Annotated in this window: 17 protein-coding genes; 12 read left to right on the forward strand and 5 right to left on the reverse strand. The window is 66.1% G+C overall.

What is annotated here, in order from left to right; genetic code table 11:
* Positions 1-76 precede the first annotated feature (76 nt).
* Positions 77-1,495 carry a coniferyl aldehyde dehydrogenase gene (locus L0U81_RS15115; RefSeq protein WP_233803873.1) on the forward strand — a complete coding sequence of 473 codons (1,419 nt, stop codon included), beginning with the start codon at positions 77-79 and terminating at the stop codon, positions 1,493-1,495.
* A 607-nt stretch (positions 1,496-2,102) separates the two neighbouring features.
* On the opposite strand, the gene L0U81_RS15120 is transcribed toward L0U81_RS15115, so the two are convergent.
* From L0U81_RS15120 to fliE, 5 genes are all read right to left on the reverse strand, one after another.
* The gene (locus L0U81_RS15120) at positions 2,103-2,450 is read right to left on the reverse strand and encodes an EscU/YscU/HrcU family type III secretion system export apparatus switch protein (RefSeq protein WP_233803874.1); all 348 of its coding nucleotides are present in this window, start codon (positions 2,448-2,450) and stop codon (positions 2,103-2,105) included.
* Complete coding sequence (gene fliK / locus L0U81_RS15125; RefSeq protein WP_233803876.1) at positions 2,450-3,844, reverse strand: flagellar hook-length control protein FliK; 1,395 nt, start codon at positions 3,842-3,844, stop codon at positions 2,450-2,452. The genes L0U81_RS15120 and fliK overlap by 1 nt, the downstream gene beginning before the upstream one ends.
* A 102-nt stretch (positions 3,845-3,946) precedes the next feature.
* Positions 3,947-4,273: a flagellar protein FliT gene (locus L0U81_RS15130; protein WP_233803878.1), complete on the reverse strand. Its 327-nt coding sequence runs from the start codon at positions 4,271-4,273 to the stop codon at positions 3,947-3,949.
* On the reverse strand, positions 4,270-4,704 hold the full coding sequence (gene fliS, locus L0U81_RS15135; RefSeq protein WP_233803880.1) for a flagellar export chaperone FliS: 435 nt from the start codon (positions 4,702-4,704) through the stop codon (positions 4,270-4,272). The genes L0U81_RS15130 and fliS overlap by 4 nt, the downstream gene beginning before the upstream one ends.
* 203 nt (positions 4,705-4,907) lie before the next feature.
* On the reverse strand, positions 4,908-5,243 hold the full coding sequence (gene fliE / locus L0U81_RS15140; protein ID WP_233803882.1) for a flagellar hook-basal body complex protein FliE: 336 nt from the start codon (positions 5,241-5,243) through the stop codon (positions 4,908-4,910).
* 235 nt (positions 5,244-5,478) lie between these two features.
* Here fliE and fliF point away from each other — a divergent pair, with 235 nt between their 5' ends.
* The 11 genes from fliF to fliP all read left to right on the forward strand — a co-directional run bounded on the left by fliF (position 5,479) and on the right by fliP (position 16,668).
* Entirely contained in the window at positions 5,479-7,272 is a 1,794-nt protein-coding gene (gene fliF / locus L0U81_RS15145) for a flagellar basal-body MS-ring/collar protein FliF (protein ID WP_233803884.1), read from the forward strand.
* On the forward strand, positions 7,262-8,257 hold the full coding sequence (fliG, locus tag L0U81_RS15150; protein ID WP_233803886.1) for a flagellar motor switch protein FliG: 996 nt from the start codon (positions 7,262-7,264) through the stop codon (positions 8,255-8,257). Before fliF ends, fliG begins: the two co-directional genes overlap by 11 nt.
* Positions 8,250-8,933, forward strand: a complete 684-nt coding sequence (fliH, locus tag L0U81_RS15155) for a flagellar assembly protein FliH (RefSeq protein ID WP_233803888.1) — start codon at positions 8,250-8,252, stop codon at positions 8,931-8,933. Before fliG ends, fliH begins: the two co-directional genes overlap by 8 nt.
* On the forward strand, positions 8,927-10,570 hold the full coding sequence (gene fliI / locus L0U81_RS15160; RefSeq protein WP_233803890.1) for a flagellar protein export ATPase FliI: 1,644 nt from the start codon (positions 8,927-8,929) through the stop codon (positions 10,568-10,570). The genes fliH and fliI overlap by 7 nt, the downstream gene beginning before the upstream one ends.
* Before the next feature lie 17 nt (positions 10,571-10,587).
* Positions 10,588-11,037, forward strand: a complete 450-nt coding sequence (gene fliJ / locus L0U81_RS15165) for a flagellar export protein FliJ (RefSeq protein WP_233803892.1) — start codon at positions 10,588-10,590, stop codon at positions 11,035-11,037.
* Between the two features lie 54 nt (positions 11,038-11,091).
* The gene (locus L0U81_RS15170) at positions 11,092-12,636 is read left to right on the forward strand and encodes a flagellar hook-length control protein FliK (RefSeq protein ID WP_233803894.1); all 1,545 of its coding nucleotides are present in this window, start codon (positions 11,092-11,094) and stop codon (positions 12,634-12,636) included.
* 708 nt (positions 12,637-13,344) lie between these two features.
* Positions 13,345-13,845, forward strand: coding sequence for a flagellar basal body-associated protein FliL (gene fliL / locus L0U81_RS15175; RefSeq protein ID WP_233803896.1), 501 nt, complete (start codon positions 13,345-13,347; stop codon positions 13,843-13,845).
* Positions 13,846-13,903: 58 nt separating this feature from the next.
* Positions 13,904-14,902, forward strand: a complete 999-nt coding sequence (gene fliM / locus L0U81_RS15180; protein ID WP_233803898.1) for a flagellar motor switch protein FliM — start codon at positions 13,904-13,906, stop codon at positions 14,900-14,902.
* A complete protein-coding gene (fliN, locus tag L0U81_RS15185) occupies positions 14,895-15,359 on the forward strand; it encodes a flagellar motor switch protein FliN (protein ID WP_233803900.1) in 465 nt (154 codons plus the stop codon). The genes fliM and fliN overlap by 8 nt, the downstream gene beginning before the upstream one ends.
* Entirely contained in the window at positions 15,356-15,880 is a 525-nt protein-coding gene (fliO, locus tag L0U81_RS15190; RefSeq protein WP_233803902.1) for a flagellar biosynthetic protein FliO, read from the forward strand. Before fliN ends, fliO begins: the two co-directional genes overlap by 4 nt.
* Complete coding sequence (fliP, locus tag L0U81_RS15195) at positions 15,880-16,668, forward strand: flagellar type III secretion system pore protein FliP (protein ID WP_233803904.1); 789 nt, start codon at positions 15,880-15,882, stop codon at positions 16,666-16,668. Before fliO ends, fliP begins: the two co-directional genes overlap by 1 nt.
* Positions 16,669-16,679 lie beyond the last annotated feature (11 nt).

A 16,679-nucleotide genomic window follows, 5' to 3' on the forward strand; every position in this document is an offset into this window, starting at 1 on the left:
GCTCGCAACCCCGGCTCAACCTCAAACCAATAAACGCGCTCGACGCGCACGGTCATCCATCTGGGAGTGGACTCATATGAAGAACGATTTGTCGGAGGTCGCTGCGCTCGAAGCGCTGCTGCGCGATCAACGTCACGCATATCTGCGCGCGCCGTATCCGTCATGGGACACGCGCGCGACGCATCTGCGCGCGCTGCGCAAGCTGATGCTCGACAATCGCGACGCGCTCGCCGAAGCAATGCACGCGGACTTCGGCAACCGCGCGAAGGAAGAAGTGCTGCTCGCCGAATTCCTGCTCGTGAAGGAAGAGATCGATGCCGCGTTGCGTCACGGCAAGCGCTGGATGAAAGCGCAGCGCCGCCGCACCAACAAGTGGCTGCTGCCGGCGCGCGCGAAGGTGGTACCGCAGCCGCTCGGCGTGGTCGGCATCATCGTGCCGTGGAATTATCCGGTGCTGCTCGCGGTTGGGCCGTTGATCAGCGCGCTGACGGCCGGCAATCGCGCGATCATCAAGATGTCCGAGCTGACGCCGCGCACGTCGGCGCTATTCGAGCAGCTGATCGGCCAGACCTTCGCGCGCAATCACGTCGCGGTCGTCAACGGCGATGCGACGCTCGCCGCCGCGTTCAGCGCGCAGCCGTTCGACCATCTGTTGTTTACCGGCTCGACGAAGGTCGGTCATGAAGTGATGCGCGCGGCGGCCGGGCACCTGACACCCGTCACGCTCGAACTCGGCGGCAAGTCGCCGGCGCTGATCGGCGCGCATGCGCGTTTCGATAACGCGGTCGACAACCTGGTCGCAGGCAAGACGCTGAACGCGGGGCAGACCTGCATCGCGCCCGACTACGTGCTGGTGCCGCGCGGCAAGGAGCAGGCGTTCATCGAACGGGCGCGCGTGCGGATGGCGAAGATGTATCCGGACTTCGCGCGGAACCCGGACTACACGTCGATCATTTCGGCGCGGCACTTCGAGCGGCTCGAACGTCTCGCCGACGAAGCGCAGGCCGCTGGCGCGCAGGTGCATCCGCTGACCGACGCGCTGCCTGATGCCGCGAGCCGGCGCTTTCCGCTCGTCGCCGTGACTGGCGCGCCGGACGAATGCGCGCTGATGCAGGAGGAGATTTTTGGGCCGCTCTTGCCGCTCGTGCCGTATGACACGCTTGACGATGCGATCGCGTGGATCAATGCGCGGCCGCGGCCGTTGGCGCTCTATCTTTATGCAGACGATGCTAGGACGGTTGAGCGTGTCACGCTTGAAACGATCGCGGGTGGGATGGCCGTCAACGAGACGCTGATGCATCTGGCGTGTGAGAGTTTGCCGTTCGGCGGGGTTGGGGCGAGTGGGATGGGGGCGTACCACGGGTACGAGGGGTTTGTTACTTTTTCCAAGATGAAGCCTGTGCTCACACAGGCGCGCTTCAATGCGCGGGGGTTGATTTCGCCGCCTTATGGGAGACGTGTGAATGCGTTGTTGAAGTTGATGATGAGGTTTTGATTTGCCCCCTTGGGCGGGGGTGGGCCTTTTTTGTCGTTGCTCGTAGGGTGTTGGCCTTTCCTTGCTTTCTTGTCGGTCTATTAGCGTAGCCCCTGTGCGGGGCGGCACCTACTTTCTTTGCTGCTGCAAAGAAAGTAGGCAAAGAAGACAGCTCAAACCGCTAATTCTTAAGTGGGTCCCCTGGCTTGGAGGGGGCAGTGGTGCATCTGGAATCTGTGTCTTCGCACATTCCGCGCTGGTGACAAAGCCGTCATCCGCTCCCACTCCGCACTACGTGCGTCGCGGACGGGTCTGCCAGGAGAACCGACGGCGATGGTTTTGGAACGGGGCTTCGGCGCGCGTAGCGCCGCCGGAAGAATGACTGCCTTGTCACTAACGCTGAATGTGCGGGAGCACGGATGTCAGATGCACCACTACCTCGTGCAGACCGAGGAGCCCGCTTATGAGCTTGCGGTTTGAGCTGTCTTCTTTGCCTACTTTCTTTGCAGCAGCAAAGAAAGTAGGTGCCGCCCCGCACAGGGGCTACGCCAATAGACCGACAAGAAATCAAGGAAAGGCCAACAAACCCAGAACACCGACAAAAAAGGCCGTGCCCTGCCCAAGGGCCTCACGTCTCCCGCACATCAGTAGCAACAACATCAACCACATCCTGCGCGTCAGCGCCACCGCCACCGCCCGGTTGGGCTTCAACCCCACTCTCCAGCCGATGCAACCACGCCAGCAACTCAGCGACAGCCTGATAAAGCTGCGGTGGAATCCGCGCATCCAGATCGACCTGCATCAGCAGCGACACCATCTCGGGTGCCTCGTGCACATACAGCCCGGCCTCCTTCGCGCGCTGCACGATCATCTCGGCGATCAGCCCGTACCCCTTCGCGACCACCCGCGGCGCGGGCTCGCCACCATGAGCGTCGTACATAAGAGCAGCCGCGCCGCGGCGATGAGTACGGCTCATCAGATATCCCAATCGAAATCGTCGCGCGACGCAACCTTCGCCCCCGCCGACGCGGTCCCAGCCGCAGCCGCGGAACGCGCATACGCCGAAGCCGCCTGCGCGCCCGCCGCCGAGGCACCCGCCGACGTACCCGGCGCGCCGCCGCCGATCTCGCGAATCGTCAATCCCTGTAGATCGATCCCCGCCGCCGCGAGCCGCTGACGGAAATCGTCGCCCTGCATCGCGAGCCGGGTGGCGCCCCGCGGGCTCGCCTGCACGCGCACGCTCAGCCGCATGCCGGTCAGCGTCAGTTCGGCGTCGACGGTGCCGAGCGTCGGCAGCGACAGCGTCAGGCGCGTGCGCCACGGCTGGTCGTCCTCGCTCGCGAGGCCGCCGCCGCTGCGGTCCCATTCGTCGCCGTCTTGCTCGATCGTCCAGTCCAGACGCGCCCCCGGCCACGCCTCCCCGGTCCAGCGAAACTGCCCGGTCGCCAGCAGATCGAGTTGCTGGCGCACGAGCGGCACGGTCGCCGGATGCACCGCGGCCGCCATCGCCTGCGCGCTCTGCGACGAACCGGCCTCGGCCGCTTGCGGCGCCGCGCTGTGCGGCGTCGCGTGCGTGGACTGGCCGTTCAGGTCGGACACCGAGCTGGCCAGCAGCTCACCCGCGACGAGGCGCGCGGCCTGCGCGGTCAGGATCGACGGCATCGCGTGCGGGGCGGGGTTGTTCCCGGCAGCGTTCGGTGTGCCGGCAGCCTGGCCGTTCGGTGCGGCGTGCGCCGAAGCGGACCACGGGTTCGCGTCGCCATCGTCGGCGCTCCAGTCGGGAGGCAATTGAGACTGAGCGACGAGCTGGTTCTGCGCCTCGTTCGCCAGCTCGGCCGGCGAACGCTGGCCGACCAGCCACGCCGCGAGATGCGCTTCGTAGAACAGGCCGCTGTCGGCGACCGTATGTTCCAGCGCGGTCGCGAGCGCCGCGACCGGCGCTTCGGTCGCCGCCACGGTCGCGGTTGCGGTTGCGCTGGCTGCAGCGTTGGGATTGGTATTGGAAGCAGCGGCGGATTGGGTGGCAGCGGAATTGGCGACTGCGGCGCCCGCCGCATCGGCCAGCGGCAAGCCCTCGACGGCAACGTCGAGCGCCGGGGCGGCTGCCCAGATCGGCGCACGGCCGAACACGGCGGGTGTCGCCTCACCGCCTGAGTGCGCGATCGCATTCAGCGTCAACGCGACCGCCGACAGCGCGGTTTGCGCGGACGGCTGCGGTGCGGGCGCCGCGTTCGCGGGCGCCGCCGCCGGTGCGGTAGCGACGCCGGCCGCGCCGGTCTGCGCCGTGGTCGCGGTTCCCGGCGCGATGCTGAGCAGGCTGTCGATCCGGCTCGACAGCACCGAGGCGAGGGCCGAATCGATTCCGTTCATACCGGTTCCTTGGTCGCATCGGCGGCAACGCGCGCGATGCTCTGATTGCTCGGATCCTTCAGACGCGCGCGGCGCGGCGCAAGCTCACCCGTGCGCCCCTACTCAGCGTGCCCCGTACAGCTCCTTCAGCACGTGCGTCATCCGGCCGGCGAACAGCGCCGACAGATGCGCCATGCGCGGATTCGCGAGGTCGCGGATCGCGGCGTCGTCGGCGAGGATCTGGCGGATCAGCGCGTACTTGCGCAGGCGCTCGGCTTCGTCGAGCTTGACGCCCACGTCGGCTTCGCGCAGCGCTTCGACCAGATGCCGATACTCTTCCTGCAAGTCGACGAGGTCATCCCATAGCGCACGGCGGGCCGCCATCAGCATGCGGCAGGACAGCGCGGCAACCGCTTCATAGCGGTCAAAATATTCTGCGTTCGATGTCATCTCAGGCTTTCCGCGGCTGGCTGGGCTGCCATCCGCGCGATCTCCGGGGCTATCCCGATCCATGCCTCTTCGAGCGTCGCGAGCAGACCGTCCACTTCCACGAGCATCGCCTCGCTCTGATTGATATTGGCTTCAAGCAGCCGACGCGTCATATAGCTGTACAACGCATTCAGCCGGCTGGCGACTTCGCCGCCCACCTCAAGGTTGAGCGACTGCTGCAGCCCGCTTTCGATGATCCGCATGGCCTTGCTGATCGCCATGCCGCGTTCGGCCACGTTGCCCTGCTGCAAATGCATGCGGCTCTGTGCGATAGCCTGCCGTGCGCCCTGGTACAGCAACACGGTGAGACGATGCGGACTCGCGCCCATCACGGATGTCTCGATGCCGACACGCGCGTACGCGTTGGCTCCAGCGTGACCCGGGGAAAACATCGGCGCTCCTCCTCTGAGACTGACTTCGGTTAAGTCGTGGCGTGGCCGCGCGGCGCGTCGCCGCGCCGGTCGCTGACATGTAATTTGGTTATCGGATGCCCGACGACAAAGCTTTAGCCCGGGGTAAGGAGGATCGAAAGCGCTGCTGGGTGTGCACAGGGGACGCGGCACGAAGCCGCCGGCGCAAACCCGTGCAATCCCGCTCAGATCGACATCTGCGCGATTTCGTTGTACGCGGTGACCAGCTTGTTGCGCACCTGAAGACCGAACTGGAAGCCGATATTGGCCTTCTGCATGTCGACCATCACGTCGTTCAGCGACACGTTCGACGCACCGAGCTCGAATGCCTTCGACTCGCTGACCGCCGTTTGCTGGTCGCTGCTGATCTTGTCGAGCGAGGCCTTCAGCGCCGCCGCGAAGTTGGTCGGCGTCGCCGCGCCGGACTGCTCCGCCACCGGGTTCGCGTCGCCGGCCGCCTGCGCCGCCATCGTCTGCATCTGTTGCAGCGCCGACGATAGCGCGTTCACGGGCATGGTCATGTTTTCTCCATTGGATGTTCGATCGGGCCGCCGGAAGGCGCACCGATCTGGATGAAAGCATAGCAGCGGGTTCTCGCGGAAAGTCCCGAAACTAGGGGGGAAACCCGGCTCTATTCAAGCAATCGGGTTGAGCGCCGCTGCGCATAATTACAAGGGTGAAAGTCTCTGTCCGTCCGCCGAGCCCCGGCGCGGCAGCACGGCAGAACGCCAAGGCATCCCCGGAGAAACCCGACGCATGGATTCGTCAGCCAATTCTTTGATCAACCCCGACGCCCGCATGGGCCTCGCCGGCGCGCAGCCCGCGGCCGGTCAGGCCGGAAGCGGCCAGGCCGGCGCGGCCGACCTCGGCGGCCTCGGCGGCCTGGGAGGTATTGGCGGCAATTTCGGCCAGCGTCTGTCCGGACTCGCGCAGATGCGCGGCAACCCGCGCGCGCCGCTCGTGTTCGCGATCGCGCTGCTGGTGGCGGTCATCGCGGGCCTGTTCCTGTGGTCGCGCGCGCCCGACTACAAGGTGCTCTACAGCAATCTGTCCGACCGCGACGGCGGCTCGATCATCGCCGCGCTGCAGCAGGCCAATATTCCGTACAAGCTGTCGGACAGCGGCGGCGCCATCCTCGTGCCGGCCGAGCAGGTTCATGAGATGCGCCTGCGCCTCGCGTCGCAGGGTCTTCCCAAGAGCGGCTCGGTCGGCTTCGAGCTGATGGACAACCAGAAATTCGGCATCAGCCAGTTCGACGAGCAGATCAACTATCAGCGCGCGCTCGAAGGTGAACTCGAACGCACGATCGAATCGATCTCGAGCGTCAAATCCGCGCGCGTGCACCTTGCGATTCCGAAGCCGAGCGTGTTCGTGCGCGACAAGGAACCGCCGTCGGCGGCGGTGCTCGTCAACCTGTACCCGGGCCGCGTGCTCGACGAAGGCCAGGTCGTCGCGATCACGCACATGGTGGCGTCGGCGGTGCCGGAAATGCCGGTGCGCGGCGTAACGATCCTCGACCAGGACGGCAACCTGCTCACGCAGCCGAGCAACGGCAGCGGGCTCGATGCCACCCAACTGAAGTTCCGCCAGCAGATCGAGCGCAACACGCAGCAGCGCATCGACACGATCCTCGCTCCCCTCTTCGGTGCCGGCAACGCGCGCTCGCAGGTCAGCGCGGACATCGACTTCTCGCACAGCGAGCAGACCTCCGAGAACTACGGTCCGAACGGCAATCCGCAACAGGCCGCGATCCGCAGCCAGCAGCAAAGCAGCGCCACCGAGATGTCGCAGGGCGGCGCCTCGGGCGTGCCGGGCGCGCTGTCGAACCAGCCGCCGCAACCGGCGTCCGCGCCGATCGTGGCCGGCAACGGCGCGAGCTCGGTCACCACGACGCCGATCAGCGATCACAAGGATTCGACCACCAACTACGAGCTCGACAAGACCGTGCGCCACGTCGACCAGCCGATGGGCGGCATCCGCCGGCTGTCAGTCGCGGTGGTCGTCAACTATCTGCGGGTCGTCGATGCGAAGGGTCACGTCACGATGCAGCCGGTCAGCGCCGACAAGCTCACGCAGATCACGCAGCTCGTGAAGGACGCGATGGGCTTCGACGCGTCGCGCGGTGACTCGGTCAACGTCGTCAACAGCGCGTTCACCACCGATCTCGACCCGAACGCCGACATTCCGTGGTGGCGCACGCCGGACATGCTCGCGCTCTACAAGCAGATCGCGACCTACCTCGGCATCGGCGCGGTCGCCCTGTTCCTCTATTTCGTGATGGTGAAGCCGGCGCTGCGCCGCGCGTTCCCGCCGCCGGCCGAGCCGGTTCCCGCGCTCATGTCGCCCGACGAACCGGTCTTGCTCGACGGCATCCCGGCCGAGGAACGCGATGGCGCGATCGTCGAGATCGAAACGGACAGCGAGACGCTCGCGCTCGAAAACGCGAAGCACAAATATGAGCGGAACCTCGAATTCGCGCGCAGCATCGCGCGACAGGATCCGAAGATCGTAGCAACCGTCGTCAAGAACTGGGTGTCCGATGAGCGCTGAAGGCGTAGTGAAGAGCGCGCTGCTGCTGATGTCGATCGGCGAGGAAGAGGCGGCGCAGGTGTTCAAGTTCCTGGGCCCCCGTGAGGTTCAGAAGATCGGCGTCGCGATGGCCGCGCTGAAGAACGTCACCCGCGAGCAGGTCGACGATGTGCTGCAGGAGTTCGTGCGCGAGGCCGAGCTGCACACCGGCATGTCGCTCGATTCGAACGAGTACATCCGCTCGGTGCTGACCAAGGCGCTCGGCGACGACAAGGCCGGCGCGATCATCGACCGGATCCTGCAGGGCAGCGACACGAGCGGCATCGAAGGCCTGAAGTGGATGGACTCGGCGGCGGTCGCCGAGCTGATCAAGAACGAGCATCCCCAGATCATCGCGACGATCCTCGTGCATCTGGACCGCGACCAGGCCTCGGAAATCGTCGCCTGTTTCACGGACCGCCTGCGCAACGACGTACTGCTGCGGATCGCGACGCTCGATGGCATCCAGCCGGCCGCGCTGCGCGAACTCGACGACGTGCTGACCGGCCTGCTCTCCGGCAGCGACAACCTGAAGCGCAGCCCGATGGGCGGCATCCGCACGGCGGCCGAGATTCTCAACTTCATGTCGAGCAATCACGAGGAAGGCGTGCTCGAAAACGTGCGCATGTACGACGCCGAGCTCGCGCAGAAGATCGTCGACCAGATGTTCGTGTTCGAGAACCTGCTCGACCTCGAAGACCGTGCGATCCAGCTGCTGCTGAAGGAAGTCGAATCCGAGGCGCTGATCATCTCGCTGAAGGGCGCGCCGCCCGCGCTGCGTCAGAAGTTCCTGTCGAACATGTCGCAGCGCGCGGCCGAGCTGCTCGCCGAAGACCTCGACGCGCGCGGCCCGGTGCGCGTGTCCGAAGTCGAGACGCAGCAGCGCCGCATCCTGCAGATCGTGCGCAACCTGGCCGAGAGCGGGCAGATCGTTCTAGGCGGCAAGGCGGAAGACGCATATGTCTGATCCGAACGCCCCGGCAAAGGAGAGCCTCTCGGCCTACCAGCGCTGGGAGATGGCGTCGTTCGACCCGGCCCCGCCGCCGCCCCCGCCAGCCGAACCCGAATTCGATGAACGCGCGTTCGAGGCCGAACTCGAGCGCCGCCGCGATGCCGCGCATGCGCAGGGTGTCGCGTCCGGTCATGTGGCCGGCCAGGCGCTCGGCTATCAGGCGGGCTACGACCAGGGGCACGCGCAGGGGTTTGCGCAGGGCCAGGCCGAGGCGCGCGAAGAAGCGGCGCGGCTCGCCGCGCTCGCCGAAACGTTCAAGACCGCGCTCGATGGCGCGCAGCACGCGATCTCCGAAACGCTGATCGCACTCGCGCTCGACATCGCGCAGCAGGTCGTGCGCCAGCACGTGCAGCACGACCCGACCGCGCTGATCGCGGCCGCGCGCGAAGTGCTCGCGGCCGAGCCCGCGCTCGCCGGCGCGCCGGCGCTGGTCGTGAGTCCCGCCGATCTGCCGGTCGTCGAGGCGTATCTGCTCGAAGAATTGCAAACGCGCGGCTGGACTGTGCGCACCGATGCGGCGGTCGAGCGCGGCGGTTGCCGCGCGCAGGCCGGCACCGGCGAGGTCGACGCGGGCATCGACACGCGCTGGCAGCGCGTCGCAGCCGCGCTCGGCAAGGTGAGCACGTGGTGAAGCCGACGCTCGAAGAAATCCGCGCAAGCGATCTGACGCCGCTCGAACGCGAGCTCGCGTTGGCATCGTTCGGCGCCGAGGCGCTGGCGGATGTCGAATCGGTCAGTACCGCCGGGTCCGCGGATGCGGCACCGCCCGCTTCGGCCGGGGCGGATCCAGCGACCGGCGCGGCAGCGAGCCGCGAGTCCGCCGCGACGGACGAGGCTGCGCGCGCGACTTCCGCCGCTCACCCGCCGCACGCGCCGTCCTACGATCCCGCGCTCGACATCAACCCCCACATGCAGGCATGGCGCGCCCAGCTCGACGCGGTGCGCGCGCGCAACGCGATCGCGAAGCCGCTGCGCGCGTGCGGACGTCTGACCCGCGCGGCCGGTCTCGTGCTCGAAGCGGTCGGCCTGCGTCTGTCGGTCGGCGCCGAAGTGATGATCGAGCTGCCGCCCGGCAGTTCGCTGCCGATGGCCGAAGCCGAAGTGGTCGGTTTCTCCGGCGACAAGCTGTTCCTGATGCCGACCACCGAAGTGATCGGCCTGTTGCCCGGCGCGCGCGTCTATCCGCTCGAAAGCGCGCCGATCGCCGATCCGCTCGCGGGCGCGAAGCGTCTGCCGGTCGGCTGGGAATTGCTCGGCCGCGTGCTCGATGCATCGGGCCGCCCGCTCGACGGACTCGGCCCGCTCGGCACGCAAACCGATGCGCCGCTATCCGCGCCCGTCATCAATCCGCTCAATCGCGAACCGATTCACAAGGTGCTCGACGTCGGCGTGCGCGCGATCAACTCGCTCCTGACCGTCGGCCGTGGTCAGCGCATGGGGCTGTTCGCGGGCTCCGGCGTCGGTAAATCGGTGCTGCTCGGCACGATGGCGCGCTACACCAGCGCCGAGGTGATCGTGATCGGTCTGATCGGCGAACGCGGCCGCGAAGTGAAGGAATTCATCGAACAGATTCTCGGCGAGGAAGGCTTGGCGCGCTCGGTCGTGATCGCCGCGCCGGCCGACGTGTCGCCGCTCCTGCGGATGCAGGCCGCCGCGTACTCGACGTCGCTCGCCGAATTCTTCCGCGACCAGGGCAAGCACGTGCTGCTGCTGATGGACTCGCTGACCCGCTATGCGATGGCGCAGCGCGAGATCGCGCTGGCGATCGGCGAGCCGCCCGCGACCAAGGGCTATCCGCCGTCGGTGTTCGCGAAGCTGCCGGCGCTCGTCGAGCGCACCGGCAACGGGCCGGCGGGCGGCGGCTCGATCACCGCGTTCTACACGGTGCTCACCGAAGGCGACGACCAGCAGGACCCGATCGCCGACTCGGCGCGCGCGATTCTCGACGGCCATATCGTGCTGTCGCGCTCGCTCGCCGAAGCCGGCCACTACCCGGCGATCGATATCGAAGCGTCGATTAGCCGGGCAATGACCGCGTTGATCGACGATAACCATCTGAATAAAACGCGTATGTTCAAGCAGATGCTGTCGCGCTATCAGCGCAACCGCGATCTGATCAACGTCGGCGCGTATTCGAGCGGGCGCGATGCGGTGCTCGACCGCGCGATCGCGCTGTATCCGCGGATGGAAGCGTTCCTGCAGCAAGGCTTTCGCGAGTGCGCGAACTTCCAGCCGAGCGTCGACATGCTGAACGCGCTGTTTGCTTAGGACCGAAGGGGCTGACGATGTCGAAACACTTTCCGATCAAGACACTGATCGGTCTCGCACAGGACGACGTGGACGCCGCCGCGCAGCGGCTCGGGCGCGCGCAGCGCGAGCGCAACGACGTACAGGCGCAACTCGATGCGCTCGTGCAGTACCGCGACGAGTACTACGTGCGCTTCACCGAGAGCGCGCAGTCGGGCATGCCGGCCGGAAACATGCGCAATTTCCAGGCATTTATCGACACGCTCGACGCCGCGATCGAGCAGCAGCGCAATCTGCTCGCGGCGGCGAGCGCGCGCGTCGAGGCCGCGAAGCCCGACTGGCAGCGCGAAAAGCAGAAGCTCGGCTCGTACGAAGTGCTGCAGGCTCGCGGCGAGGCAGCCGAGGCAAAGACCGCCGCGCGGCGCGAGCAACGCGACGCCGATGAATTCGCGGCGCGGGCGCGGCGCTTACGCACCGACGGCGCGTGAGGCGTCACCTGAAACCTGACGGCGCACCCGTCTGACAGATTGACAGGATTCTTTATGTCGCTCCTTTCACAGATTGGCTCACAACTGAACTCGCTGCTCGGCACGAGCGGCAATGCGTCGAGCAGCGCGGCCGCGAGCGCCGCACTCAACTCGAGCCCGTTCGCGCAGACCTTGCAGCAGAGCATCGACCAGCAGAACAGCGCGAATCAACAGCAGGCGAGTTCGTCGACGGCGTCGCAACCCTCGGCGCCGAGCGTGCCCAAGGCGCCGCAGGCGTCCACGCCCGCTCCCTCGCAGCAGAGCGCGAGCAGCAGCCAGAACGGCAGTGGCACGACGGACAGCAGCGCGTCGTCCACGTCGAGCGCATCGTCCACGACGTCGTCAGCGCAAACGCAGCAGACATCGAACAGCCAGTCGACCAGCACGCAGGCGAAGCAGCACGACACGAAGGCGCAGACGGACGCGGGCGCGCTCGCCGCCGCAGCGGCTGCCGCGGCGGCCGCCGCCCAGGCTCAGGCGCAAGTGCAGGCTCAGGCCACCGCCAACAACACCAACGCGAACGCGACCAGCACGGCCGATACCGCAAGCTCCGCCGCCGATGCGGTGAGCGCGCTGGCCGGCACGACCGCGACCGCAGTCGCCGGCACCGTGGCAAGCGGGCAAGGTGCGGCCGATCCGAAGTCGCTGCAGGATGCGTTGCACAGTGCGCTGGCCGCGCTGTCGAGCGGCCAGGGCGCGGTACCCGCGCAGGCGCTCGCAACCGGCGCGGCTGCGAAAGCCGCGAGCGTGTCGAGCGCGGCGGGCGGTCTGGGCAGCACGAAAACCGGCCTGAGCGCCACCTCGGACAACAAGACGGCCGCAAGCGGCCTGTTTGGCGACAGCAAGGGCGCCTCGACCACGCACTCCACGTCGACGACGGCGACGGCCGCCGCGACCACGCTTGCCGATCCGACGGCAGCGAAGTCGGCCGCCGATGTACTGAGCGCCGCGGCCGCGACGAGCGGGCAGGCGGATAACCTCGCGTCGGTGCGCAGCGCGGCCGATGCGGCGAACGCCGCGCTGGCCGCGACGCAGGCGGCAGCGAACGCCGCGAGCACGACGACGGCGGCGCAGAGCACCGGTAACGCGAGCGCGGCCGCTGCTGCGAATGCGCTGACGCCGCAGGTCGGCACGAGCGACTGGGAAGACGCGCTGGGCCAGAAGGTCGTGTTCCTGTCGAATGCGCATTCGCAGAGCGCCGAGCTGACGCTCAATCCCAAGGATCTGGGGCCGTTGCAGGTCGTGTTGCAGGTTGCTGATAACCACGCGCATGCGCTGTTTGTTTCGCAGCACCAGTCGGTGCGGGAGGCGGTTGAGGCGGCGTTGCCGAAGCTTCGTGAGGCGATGGAGTCCAATGGGATTGGGCTGGGGAGTGCGAGTGTGAGTGATGGGTTTGCCCGGCAGAGTGGGCAACAGCAGCAGAGCGCTGGCGCGGGTGGGTCTGGGGGTAAGGGTGGTGGTGGCGGCAGCCTTGCCGGTGATAGCTCCTCGGACTCCGGCGATACCGTGGCTAGTGTTGCCGTGACGCAGCAGGTGGGATTGGTCGATACGTTTGCCTAAAGGCCGGGCCTTTTTGTCTGGGTTCTTTGCGGTGTTGGCCTTTCCTTGTTTTGTTATCGGTCTATTGGCGTAGCCCCTGTGCGGGGCGGCACCTACTTTCTTTGCTGCTGCAAAGAAAGTAGGCAAAGAAGACAGCTCAAACCGCAAGCTCATAAGCGGGCACCTCGGTCTGCATGAGGTAGTGGTGCATCTGACATCCGTGCTCCCGCACATTCAGCGCTAGTGACAAGGCAGTCATTCTTCCGGCGGCGCTACGCGCGCCGAAGCCCCGTTCCAAAACCATCGCCGTTGGTTCTCCTGGCAGACCCGTCCGCGACGCACGCAGTGCGGAGTGGGAGCGGATGACGGCTTTGTCACCAGCGTGGAATGTGCGGGGGCACAGATTCCAGATGCACCACTGCCCCCTCCAAGCCAGGGGACCCACTTAAGAATTAGCGGTTTGAGCTGTCTTCTTTGCCTACTTTCTTTGCAGCAGCAAAGAAAGTAGGTGCCGCCCCGCACAGGGGCTACGCTAATAGACCGATAACAAAGCAAGGAAAGGCCAACACCGCAAAGAACCCCGACCAGAAAAAAAATTACAAAAAACACGCAAAAACCTGAGATAGCCAGAAATAGCCCTTCTTTTCGACCCATAGCGCCGCAGGCAAATCAACAACAATCACCCTAACCCTTACTAGGCTAGCCGCAAGGCTAACAACACCACACCCCATGGCAACCACGACCGCCCCGCAACAAGCCGCGCCCGCCTCGCCGGGCCCCATGAAGCGCATCATCCTGATCGTCCTCATTGCGCTGATCGCCGCGGGCGCTGCCGGAGCAGGCGTGTGGTTCTTCATGTCCAAGCGCGCGCCCGTCGCCGCATCCGCCGAAGCCGCGCCGGCGCCGCCCGCCGCGCCGCTCTTTTTCCCGCTCGAATCGATGACCGTCAACCTGCAATCGGACGACGGCCAACAACACTTCCTGCGCATCGGCCTCACGCTGAAACTCGGCGACGCCGCTACCCAGCAGGTGCTCACCGATCACATGCCGGAAGTGCGCAGCCGCATCCTGCTCGCGCTGTCGAACAAGCATCCGGACGAGCTCGCGCCGCTCGAAGGCAAGCGCGCGCTCGCCGAAGAGCTGAAGACGCTGATCAGCGAACCGACCGACAGGGGTGCTGCGCCGATCCGCGTGCAGGACGTGCTGTTCACCGAGTTCGTCGTGCAGTGACGTGACCTTGTCTAGCGCTGCCATCATCAATCGCCACGGGACGCACGAGGAATAAGCAATGAGCCATGAAGAGTTCATGTCCCAGGAGGAGGTCGATGCCCTTCTGAAGGGCGTCACCGGCGAATCCGACACGGAATCCGATCAGGGCGACCGCACGGGCGTGCGCCCGTACAACATCGCGACGCAGGAACGCATCGTCCGTGGCCGGATGCCGGGCCTCGAAATCATCAACGACCGCTTCGCGCGCCTGTTGCGCGTCGGTATTTTCAACTTCATGCGGCGCTCGGCGGAAATCTCCGTCGGCCCCGTGAAGGTGCAAAAGTACAGCGAATTCACGCGCAATCTGCCGATCCCGACCAATCTGAACCTGGTTCACGTGAAGCCGCTGCGCGGCACGTCGCTGTTCGTGTTCGACCCGAACCTCGTGTTCTTCGTGGTCGATAACCTGTTCGGCGGCGATGGCCGTTTCCATACGCGCGTCGAAGGTCGCGATTTCACCCAGACCGAGCAGCGCATCATCACGAAGCTGCTCAATCTGACGTTCGAGCATTACACCGCGTCGTGGAAAAGCGTGCGCCCGCTGCAGTTCGAATACGTGCGCTCGGAAATGCACACGCAGTTCGCCAACGTCGCGACGCCGAACGAAATCGTCATCGTCACGCAGTTCTCGATCGAGTTCGGCTCGACGGGCGGCACTCTGCACATCTGCATGCCCTACTCGATGATCGAACCGATCCGCGACATCCTCTCGTCGCCGATTCAGGGCGAGGCGGTGGACGTCGACCGCCGCTGGGTACGCGTGCTATCGCAGCAGGTGCAGGCTGCCGAAGTGCAGCTCACCGCCGACCTCGCGCAGGTGCCTATCACGTTCGAACAGATCCTGAACATGCGCAAAGGCGATGTTCTGCCGATCAACATCCCCGAGCACATCACCGCGAAAGTCGACGGCGTACCGGTGATGGAATGCGGCTACGGAATTTTCAATGGTCAGTACGCGTTGCGGGTCCAGAAGATGATCAGCGCAGCCGACACGATGAAGGAAGGTGGATATGAGTGACCTGAACGCAAAGCCCGAGACCGATCTCGCGGCAGCCGAGCAACTCGCCGCCGGCGCACCGTCCGCCGCGGAAGACGAGGCAGCGATGGACGACTGGGCAAGCGCGCTCGCCGAGCAGAACGGCAACGACGAAATCAACCCTGCCGCGGGCGCCGTGTTCCAGCCGCTGTCAAAGGTCGAGCCGACCTCGACGCACAACGACATCGACATGATCCTGGACATTCCCGTCCAGATGACGGTCGAACTCGGCCGCACCAAGATCGCGATCCGCAACCTGCTGCAGCTCGCGCAGGGTTCGGTGGTGGAACTGGACGGCATGGCCGGCGAGCCGATGGACGTGCTGGTCAACGGCTGTCTGATCGCGCAGGGCGAAGTGGTCGTCGTCAACGACAAGTTCGGTATCCGGCTGACCGACATCATCACGCCGTCCGAACGCATCCGGAAACTCAATCGATGAAACGCCCGGCTGGTCGCGGCGCGTTGCTCGCGGTGAGCGCGACGGCGTTCGCATCCGCGCTCGCGCACGCCGCCGACATCAACGCGGTCAACAACGCCGCGAAGATCGCATCGGGTGCCGCCGCGGGTAGCGCGGTGCCGGCGCTCGGTGTCGGCGCGGTGCTGCAAACCTTCGTCGGGCTCGCGGTCGTGATCGCGCTCGTGTTCGGCTGCGCGTGGCTCGCGCGCCGCTTCGGCCTGCAACCGGGCCAGCGCGGTGGGCTCGTAAAGACGATCGGCGGCGCTTCGCTCGGCGGCAAGGAGCGCGTCGCGGTCGTCGAGATCGGCGATACGTGGCTCGTGCTTGGCGCTGCGCCCGGCAACGTACGGCTGCTGCATACGATGCCGGCGGGTTCCGCCGCAGCCGATACGGCGGCTCTTTCGGCCGCACCGCTTTCCGGCACCTTTGGTCAACGCTTTCGCGACGCTTTGAAGGGCGAAGTGGGCAAACGTTTCAGCGCGCACGGCGGCGGGGATCGGTAATGCAGGTCAGTTTCAGGCAGTCAGGGTCGTTCTTCACGCTGCTGCGCCGTGTGGCGCGCGTGCTTGTCGCCGTGCTCCCATTCGCGCTGCCGACCCTATCGTTCGCGCAGGCCGCCGGCTTGCCGGCCTTCACCACGAGCCCCGGCCCGAACGGCGGCACGACCTACTCGCTGAGCGTGCAGACGATGCTGCTGCTCACGATGCTGTCGTTCCTGCCCGCGATGGTGCTGATGATGACGAGCTTCACGCGCATCGTGATCGTGTTGTCGCTGCTGCGTCAGGCGCTCGGCACGACCACGACGCCGCCGAACCAGGTGCTCGTCGGCCTCGCGCTGTTTCTCACGCTGTTCGTGATGTCGCCGGTGCTCGACAAGGCCTATAACGAAGGCTATAAGCCCTTCTCCGAAGGCACGCTCCCGATGGACCAGGCGGTGTCGCGCGGCGTCGCGCCGTTCAAGACCTTCATGCTGCGTCAGACGCGCGAAAGCGACCTTGCCCTGTTCGCGCGCATCTCGCACGCGACGCCGATGCAGGGCCCCGAAGACGTACCGCTGTCGCTGCTGGTGCCGTCGTTCGTGACGAGCGAGCTGAAAACCGGCTTTACGATCGGCTTCACGATCTTCATTCCGTTCCTGATCATCGATATGGTGGTCGCGAGCGTGCTGATGTCGATGGGGATGATGATGGTCTCGCCGGCGACGATCTCACTGCCGTTCAAGCTGATGCTGTTCGTGCTCGTCGACGGCTGGCAGTTGCTGCTTGGCTCGCTGGCGCAGAGCTTCGTCTGAGCCGCGTTTAT

It is taken from the genome of Paraburkholderia sp. HP33-1, assembly GCF_021390595.1.
Classification (GTDB): Bacteria; Pseudomonadota; Gammaproteobacteria; order Burkholderiales; family Burkholderiaceae; genus Paraburkholderia.